Below are 13973 nucleotides of genomic sequence, written 5' to 3' on the forward strand. Positions count from 1 at the left end.
CATCGTCGAATGGATGTGTTCGGTCAGGCCGTCCCACAGCTCGGCATCACCGGACACGGTCGGACTCCGGTGCAGGGGAGGCCTGCAGGCTCTGCGGCGGACGGCTGATGTCTTCGCGATAGTCCGAGATGTCGGCAAGGGGAACACGGCCTCCGACGAACTCCATGAGGGGGTTCGAGGTGAAACCCACCCAGCGGGCGACCCGGCGGTGCGCGGGGTCTCGGAAGTAGATGAGCAGCGTGGCGACATGATCCGAGGAACCCGCGGACACGGGGTGCCAGACGATGTCGCCGGCACCGTCCAAGACTCGGCTGAGCTCGAAGCGCTCGCCGCGGTATGAGCAGAGTGGACGCACGATCACGACGTCTTGGACGCGGTCGATCGGCACCGTATCGGCGCGAGGTTCTGCCGAGTGCAGGTGAATCGCGTCGGAACCAGGCTCGGGCACGCCCCGTGCGGCCCGCCAGGCGCCGTCGATACGCGCGTAGGGACCTGCGTTCCTCACCATCCCGTCCTGCCAGCCCGTGGGAACGGGTGTCGAAGCGGTGCGGGGAAGATCCTCCGTCATTCCTTCGTTCCGATCGTGAGCGCTTCGACGTTCTTCTCGTAGTCGGTCACGTCGCAGACCCTCGCGTGAACGGACACTCTCGTGTCCCGATGCACGTCGAACATCGCACCGGGCACTCGCTCAGCGATGTCGCTGCTGTCGGGGCCGTCGCTCCACAGCAGAACCGTCACGTCCTCGGATGTGAAGGGGATCGGCTCGCGAACGTACTCTTCGCCCTCTCGCCACATGGCCCCCATTCGGAAACGGATGCCGGCATACTCGGCGTACGCGCGGATGCGGACGACCTCCAGGACATCGGACATGGGCACGCGCACCCGCTCCAGACCGGGGCCCACGAACACCGGCATGTCCTCGTACTCATCGCCGGACTGGGCATCCCGAGACGACTTGCGCCATCCTGCAGCTGTCCGCACGAAACACCCGGCCGGCCACATCAGGTCATCCGACCACGGCGACACCCGGATCATGCGACGAGACCATGCACGTTCGTCGGCGGAATTGGGGTGTCCACGGTGAGGGGATCGGCCAGGGCGTCGGCGCCACTCTTCTCCGGAAGACGCCGGAAACGATCGTGAACCGAGATCTTCAGCACGTCCTCCCGCGTCGGTGTCAGTCGCGGATCCCCGGGATGTCCAGGGGGCGGTAGTTCCCGGACTCGATCATCAGGATGGCCTGGACAGCCTGCGAGCGGGTGACGGGCCAGATCTCGTGGTCGCGCACACCGAGGCGGTCTTCCCGAAGCAGGCCGGCGGTATCGGGCATCCAGTCTTGCCCCTTCGCACCGTATGTCTCGTCCTGACCGCCCGCGGTGCGGAAGACCCGCACCGGGACGCGGACACCGTTGCGGTAGGTGATCTGGGCGAAGTAGTCGTACTCGACGGTCTCCGGTTCCGGGGCCTGCTCGGCCTTCTTCGCCGGCTGTGCGGTCGGCGGGTAGAACCGCTCGAGATACTTGTCCGGGAGCTGCAGGCGCGCCCACTCGTCCATCTGCCTCAGCACTCCCCGTATGGACGTGTCGTCGCTGTTGAGGGTGAAGCGGTGACCGAAGGGCGCCGTGACAACCCTGCCGCCGGCTAGTTGGATGCCCGCGGCGAGGTTCCCCCGAGGCTGTTCCAGTCCGATTCTGAAGACGAACGCGTCGTAGAGCACACCCGTCACCCCACGGATGTTCTGATCGAGATCGACATACACATCGCTGACGCGACCAGGCAACGTCGTCTTGACGATGCTCATGACACGCATCGCGTCATCCCATCCCGCAGGCCTATCCACGCCGCTCACTCGCCGCTCGGCACGAGTTGTACTCCCTGGATGTCGGTGAGCTCCGCCAGGGGGAGGGTTGCTTCATAGACGGCGGCGTCGGTCTTCTCCAGACCCGCGGCCTCCGCGGCGCGAGAGTCGCGTCCCATGTACACGCCGCGAGCGTGGAGGGCGCCGTCCTGCTGCCACCGGCGCACGATCTGGAACGGCAACTGGCGCCAGAGGCCGGTGAGCTTCAGCGCGAACGGCGTCGTCACCTCGGAGGCATCGACCCGCCCGGCCCACAGGCCTCGCTCGGTGAGCTTCAGACCCGGCTGTTCCGTGAAGGATGCGATCACCACGCCCCCGTCAGGGAGCGGGTCGGCGAGCACCTGCACGCCGCGCCACTCCGCGAAGACGCCGAACACGTCGGAAGCGCCGATGCGGGGTGTGGGGGCGGGCTGCCAGCCCGATGCGACGTTCGCGTAGACGCTGATGAACTCCTCCCGACCGTCGGAGTGAATTCGCCACAGCTCAGAGCCTGCAGGCACACGCATCGGCTCCAGCCACCACACCGGCACGATGTGGTTCTCGGACCCTGCGGCGAATCCGTTGCCGGTGAACGGCGCGTGCTCGATGAAGCCTTCGCCCATCGGCTCGACATCCGCTCCGACGGGTGCGCCGGTGGCATTGATCAGTCGCGCATACGGCGACGCGGGAAACCTCAGGACATCCACTGCCTTCGACTCGGCGGTGAACGGCGACCCGGGGAACCCCAGTCCGTGCACATCGAACAGCTGACGAGGAGTCTTGGCCCACGCCGCATCCGCCGCACGGACCACGAAGCCGCACAGCAGGTCGTCTCCGCCGACCCACGCCGACTCACGGCCCGGGAGGACTGCCTTCTGCAGGAGTTCCGTCATGCCTGTGTCACTCCAACGATTGGTTCGATCGTCTTCTCGTAATTGCGGATGTCGCTCACCGCGGGCTCGACGGTCACCACGGTGTCTCGGTGGGCGTCGAATCGCGCGCCCGGAACGTGCGCTGCGATCGACCCGGCCTCAGGTCCATCCGCGTAGAGCAGGGCGGTGAGCCCGGGCGATGCAAACGGGACGGGATGGCGCACGAAATGGTCTTCGTTTCCGGTGTGCCACACGGTCCCCAGGGTGAATCTGACGCCGTGGTACTCCGCGGTCGCACGCACCCGGACGATCTCCCGCACATCAGAGATCGGCACGTCGTGTTGCGTGTCTCCCGGCCCCATGTAGAGCGGCATATCCGGGTACGACGCGCCCGACTTCGCGAACCGTGACGTCTGGTACCAGCCGGTGTCGGTGCGTACGTACCAGCCGCTCGGCCACAGCAGTGTCGATGTCGATGGTGTCTCAGCGATCAAAATCGGACCCACTTGTCGCCGACTTTGGCGGCAACAAGAATCTCGTCGCCGTTCGGAGTGATCCTCCAGACCTCTGTTCCCGACTCGTACGCAACGCGGGAGGGCAGGTGGTACTCGGGCACGAGCTCCTTGGCGCCGTCGCCGACGAAGCCGTTGCCCGTGTAGGGGTTGTCCGGTCCGAGCGGCGCGACGCTCGCCGGGTGGTAGTAGGGGTTGCCGGAAGCGTCGACCGTGACGTCCGCTTGATCGGCCGTGTCGCGGAGAGGTGTCTGCAGGTCGTGCGCGTCGGTTTTCGCGAACCGCACGGCGTATACGTCACCGATCGAGCCATCGGGTGCCAGCCACTGGCCATCGAATGTCCGACCCGGGCCGTAATCCAGACCGAAGCCGTGAGCGATCGCGTCGGAGGTCACCAACTTCTGCGCGTCCGCGGCACGCGCGACGAACCCGCCGACCGAGCCGCCGTCGCCGTACTTGTCGCGTAGTAGATCCAGATGCTCGGTGTGGCTGATCACCTTCTGCATGATCTCGCCGTTGACCGGCGAGGGGATCGACTCGCGGATCTCAAGGACGAGACGCGCCTCATCCGGGCTGAGTGTCGTCACCGGCCGCTCATGCAGAAGTTGGTGGACATCGGCGACAGTGAGGCCGCGATCGGCTGCCACCTGAGTGATGACCGGCTCGGAGTCGCGGAACTGGACTACCTGGTCGTGAGACGTCCACGGTGTATAGACCTTGCCGTCGGAGCCGACGTACGACTGCCCGCCGCCACTGCCGTTGCCGTCACCTGCCCCACCGGAGCCATCGGCCACGTCACGCGATCCGCCGCTTGGCCCGCCGGAGCCACCCGTGCCCTCACCGTTGCTGCCGCTCCCGCCGCCCGTGGCGGTGTCGGGCTCGCGGACGACCGTGGACTCGCCACCGGTGCCGCCGGTCTCGGTGCGGACGGGGGCGTCGTCGACGATGGAGTTCACCGCGCCAGGGGTCGTCTCTCCGCGCGCGCCGCCCGACGTGACGAGCTCGGGTTCGCGGACGGGAGCTGCGACCGAGGTCTCCGCCCCGCCGTCGGCGGCGCGCACTGCGCCGCCCGCGGCGTTGTCGAAGGTGCCCGCGGGCATCTCGATCTTCCCGCCGGGGAACTCGAGGACGTTGTTGCCGGCGCCGTCCACGCGCGCAGTGACGGTGTTCGGGTCGACCCCGAAGTCGTCGAGCAGCTGCATGCCGGACGCGGCGTCAGTGGCGGTGTACACCTCGATGTTCGGCGACTCGAAGCCGTCGACCTTGCCGATGAGGTTGTCGAGGCTGCCGAGCCCGAGCGAGCCGAGGCGCGTCGCGCCGTTCACGGCCCACGCACCGGGATCGATGACGTCGACCGCGCGCGCCATCCTCGACAGCACGGATGCCGCGGTCCCGGCCGTCTTGACGCCGGCGACGGCGGCGCCGCCGGGGATCAGGATCGTGCCGACGTTGAACACGCTCTCGCCGAGCGCGGTACCCGGGTCATCGGCCCACTTGTCCCACGCGATGAGCGCCTTGCCGGTGTTGACGGCGACCTCGTCGGCATCCGCCTTGAAGTCGCGCACCTCCTGCGGCAGGAATCCGTCGCCGCCCATCGACTGGGCGAGGGAATCGGCCTGGAAGATCGGGGCGAGCAGCCCGCTGTTCATGAGCCCGGCGGCGCCGAGCATGCCGAGGTTGCCCCACGCGGCGCCGTAGGCGTCACCGGAGAACCAGTCGCCCGTCTCGGGGTTGTAGCCGAGGACGAGAGTGCCGAGGCCCTCGATCGTCCCCCATACGCCGCCGACGGCGATGCCCTCCCACAGGAAGTCCTTGAACACGAACTTCGCGGTGGCCTCGCCGCAGCCCTCGGTGCGCTCCACCTCGGCGCCCCACGGCATTTCGGTGCCCTCGGGGATCTCCGACAGTCCGTAGCCGAGCGCGTCGTCCTCCGACTGGTACGCGCGCAGGCCCGCGGCGCCGTAGAGCGCGCGGATCGTGTTGGCGCACGCGCGCTCGGCCTCCCACAGGGCCGTCTGCTGCGCGTTGACCTGACCGATGAGGTCGTTGTTGCGGTCGACGTACGACTGGACCTCGTGCCACTCCTTGCTGACCGTGCGGTACTGCGGGATGTCGGCGGTCGAGGTCGACCCGCCGCCGAGCGACGACGACGAGTACGAGTAGGAGGCCGCGCCCCCGTAGCTCGACTGGGAGTTGATCCACGCGGGGTTGACCTCGCGCACGCTCACGCCGCCGGCGATCTCCGCGTTGAACGCGACCGCCTGGGCGCGGAGGGAGTCCAGCTCCGCTTTGATCGGACGGATGTCGGCGGCGAAGCGCTTCAGAGCCCCGGCGACGACGTCGAGGTTGTCTCCGACCGCCGTCGCCTGTGACGACACCGGCTGCATGAGGCCGAGGAGACGCCCCGACTCGGGAGCGGAATACACCCCCGCCATGCCCTGCCACTTCAGGTGGACGTCCGAGCCGTTCTCGCGCACGCGCGAGGCGACGGAGGTGACGACGCCGGCCTGCGCCTCGATCGTGTCGGGATCGAGGTCGGCGCCGGGGATGGCTTCGGGGTTGATCGCGGTCGCCATCACATCACCCCCCGCGGGAGCGAGGGCGGGAAGATCGCGGCGACACTGGCCGACTGCGCGTTGGCGGCCATCTCCAGATCTCCGGCGACATACGCCTGCGTGGCGGTGACCACGCCGTTCGCCGCCGCACCGATGCGCTCGTTCATCGCCTGGATGCGCGGTGCCTCCTCCTGCTGGAAGTAGGACTGCACCGCCTCGGAGATGGCAGGCGACTGCGTCGCCGTCACGGCGATCTCGAGGGCCGGCGCGAGCTCAGCCAGCGCCGTCCCGAGCGCCTCGGCGTGCGGGTTGACGGACTGGAGAACTTCAGCGACCCCCGACGGCTGGATGCTCCAGTTCGTCATGGGCTCGATTCAGACCGGCTCAGCCGATCGACTCCACAGCGGCGCGGGCCTTGCGGAGGGCATCCTGCGCCGACTCGTCGTTGCGCTCGAGGGACGAGCGCAGGGTCTGGATGATGCCGCGGACCTCGGCGGCGGCGTTCTTCCACCGCAGCTCCTTGGCGCGGTAGTCCTCCGACACGCCTTCCGCGGTGTAGTCGGCCATCGCCGCCTGCACATCGCGGTCGTGCTGGTCGATGACGGCTTCGAGCTGGGATGCGACGCGGTTGAAGTTGTCCTGTGCGTTCTGGGATGCCGCGATGTCGTAGTCGCGACGGTCGCCTTGATTGGCCATGGTGATCGTCCTCTCTGCGCTCAGCGCGATCCGAAACGGGCGGCGTCGAACTGCGACCCCGACTCGAGCGACTGGGTGGAGTCGACCATGGCGGACTCGCCCTCGAGGAAGGAGCGGTTCATCCCGCCGATACCGACGAGAACGGCGTCCAGCGATGCCTTCAGCTCACCGGAGATCGCGTCGGTGCGCGCCTTGAAGCGGTCGAAGGCGGAGCGGCCGGCGCCCTGGAAGCGGCCCTCGAGCGGCTCGGCCGCCTCGAGCAGCTGGCGCACCAGCGCGGCGAGCTCGTCGCTGGAGCCCGAGGTGGTCTTGGTCAGCACGCTCAGCGTGTCAGCACCCATGGCGAACTTCATGCGTCCACTTCCTCTCGTCGTTCGGCCGCGCGCACGCGCACCGATCAGGTCCTCGATGAAGAACTTCGACAGGCTAACCCAGGCCCGCAAAAGACGTCTGTCCCCCTTTCGGTGGACAGGTTGTCTGTGGTAGGCGCGTCAGGCCTTGCGGGCCTTCATCTCCCGCTTGTAATCGCGCACCTTCGCGAGCGATTCCGGCGACACGATGTCGGCGACCGACCGGAAGGATCCCTCGTCTCCGTACGCGCCCGCGGCCTCTCGCCATCCGTCGCCCGTGAAGCCGTATTGCTTGCCGAGGAGGGCGAGGAAGATCTTCGCCTTCTGCTCGCCGAAGCCGGGGAGGGCTTTCAGGCGCCTCAGCACCGTGGCGCCGTCGGGATCGTCTCGTGTCCAGATCTGCGCGGCGTCCCCGTCCCAGTCCTCCGCGACCGCCTGGCAGAGCGACTGCACGCGCCCCGCCATCGACCCCGGATAGCGATGCACCGCGGGGCTCTCGCGGAAGGCCTCGACGAGCGCGTCCGGGTCGTAGCCGGCGAGGGCTGCGGCATCCATCGCCCCCGTGCGCTCGCGGATCTTCAGCGGACCCGCGAAGGCGACCTCCATCGCGACCTGCTGGTCCAGCAGCATGCCGATGAGGAGCGCGAGCGGATCGTCGGTGAGCAGCTCGTCGGCCGCGGCGTTCCCGGTGATGTGCAGCGTCATGCGCTCAGTCTGCCAGGGCGACGTTCAGGCGTGTCGGCCTTTCGACGTCGGCGCGCGCACCGCGTCGCGACCGCGCCACGGCTCGAGCTCGCGTCTTTCCTTCGACTCCTCAGGGCGATATCGTCATGATATGAGTGAGGTGCCGCGTGAACTGCGAGAGCGACGTGAGCGAGCAGGGTTGAGCCAGTCGCAACTCGCTGCGCGCAGCGGAGTGGCTCAGCCGAACATCGCCGCGTACGAGGCGGGTCGACGCAATCCCTCGGCAGCGATGGTGGAGAGGCTCCAATCGGCGCTCCGCCCGTTCCCTCGCGAGGCGCTCGAACAGCACCGTGACGAACTCAAGCGGCTCGCTGCGGAGTACGGGCTCAGCAACGTCCGCGTGTTCGGTTCCGCCGTCGCGGGCGCCGACACGGCGGAGAGCGACCTGGATCTCCTCGTCACCCGGTCACCGGAGGTCGGGTTGTTGGCGATCGCCGAGTTCGCGACTGCTGCTGAGCGCCTTCTCGGCGTTCCGGTCGATGTGGTCACCGACGGTGCTCTCCCCGCCGATCATCCGATCCTTCGGTCTGCGGTGGCCGCGTGACGGAGAAGGACGAGCGCTCGCTGCGCGAGATCGTGCGGTTGTGCGACGTCGGCATCCGACTCGCGGGTCGCGGACACGAGTGGTACGTCTCGGACGATCTCAACATCCCGGGGCTTGCGGCCGAGTCCGTCATCATCAAGATCGGCGAGAACGTGGCACGGCTGAGCGATGACATGATGCGTGCGACTCCGGAGGTGCCGTGGTCGAGCATCAAGCGCATGCGCGATCGGCTCGCGCATCACTATGAGGCGACGGATTACGACGCGGTGTGGGCGACGATCGATCTCGAGCTGCCCCGCGTGCGTGCCGAGGTCGCGTCGCTCCTCGCCCATGAAGCCCGCGACTGACCACCCGCCACGGCTCACCCAGGGACCCACCGCACCGATCCGCCGTCCAGGTGGCCGGGAGGTCCGAATGGAAGGATGGATTCCGTGAGTGCAGCCGGAATGACCGTCGACGATCTTGCCGCCCGCGCCCGCGAGACCCGCGTGGTCGTGGTGGGCGGAGGTCTGGCGGGCCTCGCCGCGGCGTGGCAGTGCGCGAAGGTCGGCATGGCCGTCACGGTGCTCGAGGCCGCGCCCGAGCTCGGCGGAACGCTCCGACGCGTCGAGCTGGCCGGGACGACGGTGAGTGCGGGTCCCTGGGGCTGGTCGTCACGCGGCGGTGCCGTGGACGCGCTCGTCGACGACGCGGGCCTGACCGACCGGGTCGTCGAGGCGGCGGAGACCGCGACCTGGATCGCCCGCGTGCCCAAGGTCGGGGTGGTGCCCGCGCCGGAGGCGACGATCCTCGGCATCCCCGAGAACGCGTGGGACGAGTCCGTGCGCGCGGTGATCGGGTGGAGCGGCACGTGGCGCGCCTATCTCGACCGCGTGCGCCCCCCGCTCACGATCGGCAGCGAGCGCAATCTCGGGACGCTCGTGCGCGCCCGCATGGGGCAGGACGTCGTGGACCGCCTGGTCGCCCCCTTCAGCGTCGGCGGGTTCGGGCTGTCGCCCGACGAGATCGACGTGGGGCACGTCGTGCCGAAGCTCAACGCCGCCCTCACGCGCACCGGATCGCTGCAGGCCGCCATCGCGGAGCTGCGCGCCGAACGCGCCGAGCAGGGCGGGAGCGCCCCGCTGAAGAGCCTTGACGGCGGAATGCCGCAGCTCGTCGACGCGCTCGTCGCGCGCCTGGTCGAGCGCGACGTGCAGATCGAGACCGGCACGCGCGTGGAGCGCATCGTCCGCGTCGGCGACGTGTACGAGGTCGCCGTGGACGAGGATCACGTGCTCGTCGACGACGAGGGCGAGGAGGGGGAGTCGTCCCCCACGCGCGTCGCCGACCTCGTGATCGTCGCCACCGGCGAGACCGATGCGCGGCGCCTCCTCGGCGGACTCCTCGGCCGCGACCTCGGGACGTCCCTGTCTGTCACGCGCGAGGTGGTCACCCTCGTCGTCGATACGTCGGACACGGATGCCGCGCCGCGGGCCGCGACCGTGCACGCCGTGCCGGGGACGGGCGCGGCCGACAGCGTGGTCGTCGAGTCCGCGCGCTGGCCGTGGCTCGCCGGAGCGCTCGGCGCCGGGCGTCAGCTCGTCACCGTCGCCTTCGGATCCTCGCTTCAGGCCCCCGCGACGGCGGCGCTCGGCGACGCCCACGCGATCGAGCTCGCGCGCACCGAAGCGGAGGCGTTCCTCGGCGTCGACCTCTCTGCCGTCGCGGACGCCCACCGCGCCCGCTTCGAGCTCGCACGGCCCGCATCCGCCCTCGGGCAGCCCGAGGAGGCGGAGCAGATCCGCGCCCGTGTCGCCGGGGTCGACGGGCTCGGCGTGGTCGGCGCGTGGGTGTCCGGAAGCGGGCTCGCGCGCGTGGTCGCCGACGCCGCCGACGAGACCGAACGGGTCCGACGCGCACGCCTGTTCGCGGCCGAGCGCGGTGAGTGAACCGGGTATCGACGGCAATGTCAAGGGCGGATGCCGGAATCGGCATACGCCGCTACTCTGGGACTCACTTTCCAGCGCAGAACCGATCGTGAGGAGACCCCATGAGGGGCAAAGCAGGAGTGGTCCTCGGACTGGCCGTCGGGTACGTCCTCGGCACGCGCGCCGGTCGCGAGCGTTACGAGCAGATCAAGACCCAGGCCGACAAGGTCTGGAGCGCCGAACCGGTGCAACGCCAGGTCGTGAAGGTCAAGGAGTTCGCCGCATCCGCGGCGATGGCTCTCCCCAGCACCCTGTGGAACTCTGCCGTGAAGGTCACCAAGGCCGCGGCGTCGAAGGGCACGGCGGAGGAGCGGGTAGAGCGCGTCAAGGCTGCCGGAGCCGAATCGGCCGACGAGATCCAGAAGACCGCGAAGGTGTCGGCGAACGCCGCGAAGAAGGCCGCCGACGACCTCTCGACCGAAGGCAGTGGTTCCTGACATGACGACCCCGCGCGGTTTCCGTGATCGCGCCGACGACTCGATCTTCACCCTCGTCGGCGAGATCCCCGAACTGGTACGCAACCTCGTCGTCGCCGAGATCGACGCGGCCAAGGGCTGGGTCAAGCGCACGGCCAAGGACGCCGGCATCGGCGCCGGGTGGCTCGTCGCCGCCCTCGTCGTGCTCTTCTGGTCGATCCCGGCGCTCGGCGCGTTCATCATCGCCGGCCTGTCGTCGTGGTGGCCCGTGTGGCTCTCGGCGCTGGCGCTCTTCCTGGCGATGCTGCTGCTTACCGGTGTGCTCGCGCTCTTCGGCATCCTCCGCTTCCGCCGTATGGCGAAGGCGGAGAACCCCGCCGAGGCGCTGGCGAAAGATGTGGAGGCGATCCGCGATGGACTCTGACCTGAGGAACTCCCGGGCCCCGATCCCGGTGCCCCGCACGGGGGTCCCACTCGGGATCACCGATCCCGTCGAGAAGGCGCGCGCCGAGCTGAAGGCGGCCCTGGCCGCGATCGAGGTGAAGGCCAATGTGCCGCGCCGTGTGAGCCACGTCGTCGACGAGAAGGTCGCCCAGGCGCGCGAGTTCCGCCGCCGCGAACCGGGCCTCGCCGCGGCCGCCGTCGTCGGTGCGGCCGCGCTGATCGGCACCGCGGTGTGGGCGCTGGTCCGCGGCTACGCCCGCTGACGCGGCGCCGGCCCCGGTGGCCGGAACGTCCGCGAGCCCCGCGCCCAGGGGTATGCTCGCATGCAAGGCAGTGCAATGGTGCGATGCTGCCGACCGCGCGAACCCGATTCGTCCCGCGTGGCGGCTGCTCGAGGTGAGGGCGGCCGACCGAGCACCTCGAGAGTCGATGCCATGAATTCTGCCGCAGCACACCGTCCGCCCAAGCCCCTGGCGGGCTGGCGCGTGCTCGTGCCCCGCGGCGGCCCCTGGGGAGACGGCGTGGCCGCCACCCTCCGCCGTCAGGGTGCGACGCCCGTCATCGCCCCGCTCATCAACTTCGCGCCGACGAACGACCAGGCGAGCCTCGACAACGCGCTCGCCGACCTCGCCGCCGGCCGGTTCGACTGGCTGACCGTCACGAGTGCGACCACCGTCGACGTGCTCTACGCCTATCGCGCCGCCATCCCGGCGTCGACCAAGGTCGCCGCGGTCGGTGAGACCACCGCCGCCGCGCTCCTCGCGGTCGGATACCGCGTCGACCTCGTCCCCGAGCAGGACAACTCCGCCGCAGGCATGGCCGAGCAGCTCATCGGGCTCGAACCGCAGGCGCGCGACATCCTGACCCTCCGGAGCGAGATCGCCAAGCCCGTGCTGACCAACATGCTGACCGAGGCGGGGCATCGCGTCCGCAGCGTCGTGGCGTACCGCACCGTCGGTGTTCCGGTCACCGAGCGGATCGCCGAAGACGTCCGGTCGGGACGCATCAACGCGATCCTCGTGACGAGCGGCTCGGTCGCCGAGCAGGTGCACGAGCAGTTCCCCGAGGTCCCCGAGAGTACGATCATCGCCGCGATCGGCCCGCGCACCGCGAGCGACGCCCTGAAGGCCGGCCTCGAGGTCGACGTGATCGCCGATCAGCAGACGGTCGACGCGCTCATCGATGCCGTCGCGCGCTTCACGCTCCCGCACGCCGAAGACGAGTTCGCCCCGCGCACCGGCGCGGTTCCCCTGCCGCCGTACGACCGCGGATGATTCGCGCGGGCGGCCCCCGCATCGTGGTCCTCGCCGGCGGTGTCGGCGGATCGCGCTTCGTCCTGGGCGTCCGCGCCGCCCTTCGCGCTCGCGGGATCGACGACACGGCGGCGCACCTCACCGTCGTCGTCAACACCGGCGACGACCTGTGGCTCTCGGGTGTCCGCCTGCAGCCCGACCACGATTCGCTCCTCTACGCCCTCGCGGGCGTCGGCGACACCGAGCGGGGCTGGGGTCGCGCGGGCGAGAGCGAGCGGGTGAGCGCCGAGCTGCAGGCGTGGGGGTCCGGCTGGCCGTGGTTCACCCTCGGCGACCTCGACCTCGGCACCCACCTCGCCCGGACGGGCTGGCTGCACGAGGGCGCCACGCCGACCGAGGTCGCCGCGCGGCTCGGTCGCCGTTGGAGCCTCGGAGCGCGCCTCATCCCGATGACGGATGCCGAGGTCGATACCCGCGTGACCGTCGCCGCCGACGCTCCCGACGGGGAACCCGGATCCGAACGCATCCTGCACTTCCAGGAGTGGTGGACGCGGCACCGTGCCGCCCTCCGTCCGCTCCGCTTCGACAATCCCGGCATCGCCGCGGCTGTCCCCGCGCCGGGCGTCATCGAGGCGATCGCCGACGCCGACGTCGTCCTGCTCGCCCCCTCGAACCCGGTCGTCTCGATCGGACCGATCCTCGCCGTGCCCGGCATCCGCGACGCGATGCGCGCGAGCGCGGCGCCGGTCGTCGGCGTCTCGCCGATCATCGGCGGGCGGGTCGTGCGCGGGATGGCGGATGTCTGCCTCACCGCTATCGGGGTCGACACGAACGCTGCCGCCGTCGCCGCGCACTACGGTGCCCGCCGCGATCCCTCCGGCCTGCTGGATGCGTGGCTCCTGGCCGAGGAGGACGCCGGCGCGGCCGCCCGCGTGGCCGACGCCGGAATCCGCCCCGTCGTCACGCCGCTGTGGATGACGGATGCCGCGCGCTCGGCGCGTTTGGCCGAGGACGCCCTCCGGGCGGCGGGCCTGACGTGATCGACCTCGGCGCGGGAGCATGGGTGCTCCTCGGCGTCGCTGCGGTCGTGATCGGTCTGTCCAAGACCGCCGTCCCGGCATCCGGGACCATCGCCGTGGCGATCTTCGCCGCGGTGCTGCCGGCGCGGCAGTCGACCGGCACCATCCTGCTGCTGCTGATCCTCGCCGACATGATCGCGCTCATCGCCTACCGCCGCGACGTGAACGGGCGGGCGCTCGTGCGGCTCGCGCCCGCGGTGGGGGTCGGCATACTCCTCGGGGTGGCGTTCCTCGCCGTGGCGGACGACACCGCGGTCACGCGCGTGATCGGCGTCATCCTGCTCGTCGTGGTCGCCTTCACGCTGCTCCGCCGACGGTTCGGCAGCGCCGCGGCGAGCGGCCGTGCCCCGCGGGTGGCCGCGGCCGCCTACGGCACGCTCGGCGGCTTCGCCACGATGGTCGCCAACGCCGCGGGTCCGGTGATGTCGATGTACTTCCTCGCGGCGCGGATGCCCGTGAAGGAGTTCCTCGGCACGGCGGCGTGGTTCTTCGCGATCGTGAACATCTCGAAGGTGCCGTTCTCCGTCGGCCTCGGGCTGATCACCCCGGAGGGACTGCTCCTCGACCTCGTGCTCGCCCCGATCGTCGTGGCCGCGGCGATCTTCGGGCGGTGGCTCGCGCCGCGTCTGTCGCAGCGGCTGTTCGAACGGCTCGTCGTGGCGGCGACGCTCTTCGGCGCCCTGTACCTCCTCTTCGCCTGAGTC

Annotated in this window: 19 protein-coding genes; 9 read left to right on the plus strand and 10 right to left on the minus strand. The window is 70.0% G+C overall.

Going from position 1 to position 13973, the window contains the following annotated elements; all coding sequences use genetic code 11:
* Positions 1–46 precede the first annotated feature (46 nt).
* The 10 genes from AB0O93_RS15320 to AB0O93_RS15365 form a co-directional block, all read right to left on the minus strand.
* Positions 47–388: a hypothetical protein gene (locus tag AB0O93_RS15320; protein ID WP_363344795.1), complete on the minus strand. Its 342-nt coding sequence runs from the start codon at positions 386–388 to the stop codon at positions 47–49.
* Positions 389–564: 176 nt separating this feature from the next.
* Entirely contained in the window at positions 565–1035 is a 471-nt protein-coding gene (locus AB0O93_RS15325; RefSeq protein ID WP_363344797.1) for a hypothetical protein, read from the minus strand.
* Positions 1036–1177: 142 nt separating this feature from the next.
* Entirely contained in the window at positions 1178–1801 is a 624-nt protein-coding gene (locus tag AB0O93_RS15330; protein ID WP_363344799.1) for a hypothetical protein, read from the minus strand.
* 44 nt (positions 1802–1845) lie between these two features.
* Entirely contained in the window at positions 1846–2730 is an 885-nt protein-coding gene (locus AB0O93_RS15335; protein WP_363344801.1) for a hypothetical protein, read from the minus strand.
* A complete protein-coding gene (locus AB0O93_RS15340) occupies positions 2727–3203 on the minus strand; it encodes a hypothetical protein (protein WP_363344803.1) in 477 nt (158 codons plus the stop codon). The genes AB0O93_RS15335 and AB0O93_RS15340 overlap by 4 nt, the downstream gene beginning before the upstream one ends.
* Positions 3200–5797, minus strand: a complete 2598-nt coding sequence (locus tag AB0O93_RS15345; RefSeq protein ID WP_363344805.1) for a hypothetical protein — start codon at positions 5795–5797, stop codon at positions 3200–3202. The genes AB0O93_RS15340 and AB0O93_RS15345 overlap by 4 nt, the downstream gene beginning before the upstream one ends.
* Positions 5797–6141: a DUF6507 family protein gene (locus tag AB0O93_RS15350; RefSeq protein ID WP_363344807.1), complete on the minus strand. Its 345-nt coding sequence runs from the start codon at positions 6139–6141 to the stop codon at positions 5797–5799. The genes AB0O93_RS15345 and AB0O93_RS15350 overlap by 1 nt, the downstream gene beginning before the upstream one ends.
* Positions 6142–6160: 19 nt before the next feature.
* Positions 6161–6472 carry a pore-forming ESAT-6 family protein gene (locus AB0O93_RS15355; RefSeq protein ID WP_053546988.1) on the minus strand — a complete coding sequence of 104 codons (312 nt, stop codon included), beginning with the start codon at positions 6470–6472 and terminating at the stop codon, positions 6161–6163.
* Between the two features lie 20 nt (positions 6473–6492).
* On the minus strand, positions 6493–6825 hold the full coding sequence (locus AB0O93_RS15360; RefSeq protein ID WP_053546989.1) for a hypothetical protein: 333 nt from the start codon (positions 6823–6825) through the stop codon (positions 6493–6495).
* Positions 6826–6963: 138 nt separating this feature from the next.
* The gene (locus AB0O93_RS15365; RefSeq protein ID WP_363344810.1) at positions 6964–7527 is read right to left on the minus strand and encodes an HhH-GPD-type base excision DNA repair protein; all 564 of its coding nucleotides are present in this window, start codon (positions 7525–7527) and stop codon (positions 6964–6966) included.
* 130 nt (positions 7528–7657) lie between these two features.
* On the opposite strand from AB0O93_RS15365, the gene AB0O93_RS15370 reads away from it, so the two are divergent.
* From AB0O93_RS15370 to AB0O93_RS15410, 9 genes are all read left to right on the plus strand, one after another.
* The gene (locus tag AB0O93_RS15370) at positions 7658–8110 is read left to right on the plus strand and encodes a helix-turn-helix domain-containing protein (protein WP_363344812.1); all 453 of its coding nucleotides are present in this window, start codon (positions 7658–7660) and stop codon (positions 8108–8110) included.
* Positions 8107–8457, plus strand: a complete 351-nt coding sequence (locus AB0O93_RS15375) for a HepT-like ribonuclease domain-containing protein (protein WP_363344814.1) — start codon at positions 8107–8109, stop codon at positions 8455–8457. Before AB0O93_RS15370 ends, AB0O93_RS15375 begins: the two co-directional genes overlap by 4 nt.
* A gap of 75 nt (positions 8458–8532) precedes the next feature.
* Complete coding sequence (locus AB0O93_RS15380) at positions 8533–10038, plus strand: FAD-dependent oxidoreductase (protein WP_363344816.1); 1506 nt, start codon at positions 8533–8535, stop codon at positions 10036–10038.
* A 101-nt stretch (positions 10039–10139) separates the two neighbouring features.
* Positions 10140–10514, plus strand: a complete 375-nt coding sequence (locus tag AB0O93_RS15385) for a hypothetical protein (RefSeq protein ID WP_363344818.1) — start codon at positions 10140–10142, stop codon at positions 10512–10514.
* 1 nt (position 10515) lies between these two features.
* Positions 10516–10917, plus strand: coding sequence for a phage holin family protein (locus tag AB0O93_RS15390; RefSeq protein WP_363344820.1), 402 nt, complete (start codon positions 10516–10518; stop codon positions 10915–10917).
* A complete protein-coding gene (locus tag AB0O93_RS15395; RefSeq protein WP_363344822.1) occupies positions 10907–11200 on the plus strand; it encodes a hypothetical protein in 294 nt (97 codons plus the stop codon). Before AB0O93_RS15390 ends, AB0O93_RS15395 begins: the two co-directional genes overlap by 11 nt.
* Positions 11201–11371: 171 nt before the next feature.
* Entirely contained in the window at positions 11372–12211 is an 840-nt protein-coding gene (locus AB0O93_RS15400; RefSeq protein ID WP_363344824.1) for a uroporphyrinogen-III synthase, read from the plus strand.
* Positions 12208–13230: a 2-phospho-L-lactate transferase gene (cofD, locus tag AB0O93_RS15405; protein ID WP_363344826.1), complete on the plus strand. Its 1023-nt coding sequence runs from the start codon at positions 12208–12210 to the stop codon at positions 13228–13230. The genes AB0O93_RS15400 and cofD overlap by 4 nt, the downstream gene beginning before the upstream one ends.
* On the plus strand, positions 13227–13970 hold the full coding sequence (locus tag AB0O93_RS15410; protein ID WP_363344828.1) for a sulfite exporter TauE/SafE family protein: 744 nt from the start codon (positions 13227–13229) through the stop codon (positions 13968–13970). Before cofD ends, AB0O93_RS15410 begins: the two co-directional genes overlap by 4 nt.
* Positions 13971–13973: the final 3 nt, after the last annotated feature.

Source organism: Microbacterium sp. NPDC077184 (genome assembly GCF_040687055.1).
Classification (GTDB): domain Bacteria; phylum Actinomycetota; class Actinomycetes; order Actinomycetales; family Microbacteriaceae; genus Microbacterium.

Bases quoted from the DNA above. Each gene is read 5' to 3' on its own strand.
- AB0O93_RS15390 (WP_363344820.1), top strand. From the start codon at position 10,516: ATGACGACCCCGCGCGGTTTCCGTGATCGCGCCGACGACTCGATCTTC.
- AB0O93_RS15365 (WP_363344810.1), bottom strand. From the start codon at position 7,527: ATGACGCTGCACATCACCGGGAACGCCGCGGCCGACGAGCTGCTCACC.
- AB0O93_RS15335 (WP_363344801.1), bottom strand. From the start codon at position 2,730: ATGACGGAACTCCTGCAGAAGGCAGTCCTCCCGGGCCGTGAGTCGGCG.
- AB0O93_RS15355 (WP_053546988.1), bottom strand. From the start codon at position 6,472: ATGGCCAATCAAGGCGACCGTCGCGACTACGACATCGCGGCATCCCAG.
- AB0O93_RS15385 (WP_363344818.1), top strand. From the start codon at position 10,140: ATGAGGGGCAAAGCAGGAGTGGTCCTCGGACTGGCCGTCGGGTACGTC.
- cofD (WP_363344826.1), top strand. From the start codon at position 12,208: ATGATTCGCGCGGGCGGCCCCCGCATCGTGGTCCTCGCCGGCGGTGTC.
- AB0O93_RS15400 (WP_363344824.1), top strand. From the start codon at position 11,372: ATGAATTCTGCCGCAGCACACCGTCCGCCCAAGCCCCTGGCGGGCTGG.
- AB0O93_RS15380 (WP_363344816.1), top strand. From the start codon at position 8,533: ATGGATTCCGTGAGTGCAGCCGGAATGACCGTCGACGATCTTGCCGCC.
- AB0O93_RS15350 (WP_363344807.1), bottom strand. From the start codon at position 6,141: ATGACGAACTGGAGCATCCAGCCGTCGGGGGTCGCTGAAGTTCTCCAG.
- AB0O93_RS15330 (WP_363344799.1), bottom strand. From the start codon at position 1,801: ATGAGCATCGTCAAGACGACGTTGCCTGGTCGCGTCAGCGATGTGTAT.
- AB0O93_RS15325 (WP_363344797.1), bottom strand. From the start codon at position 1,035: ATGATCCGGGTGTCGCCGTGGTCGGATGACCTGATGTGGCCGGCCGGG.
- AB0O93_RS15345 (WP_363344805.1), bottom strand. From the start codon at position 5,797: ATGGCGACCGCGATCAACCCCGAAGCCATCCCCGGCGCCGACCTCGAT.
- AB0O93_RS15360 (WP_053546989.1), bottom strand. From the start codon at position 6,825: ATGAAGTTCGCCATGGGTGCTGACACGCTGAGCGTGCTGACCAAGACC.
- AB0O93_RS15395 (WP_363344822.1), top strand. From the start codon at position 10,907: ATGGACTCTGACCTGAGGAACTCCCGGGCCCCGATCCCGGTGCCCCGC.
- AB0O93_RS15370 (WP_363344812.1), top strand. From the start codon at position 7,658: ATGAGTGAGGTGCCGCGTGAACTGCGAGAGCGACGTGAGCGAGCAGGG.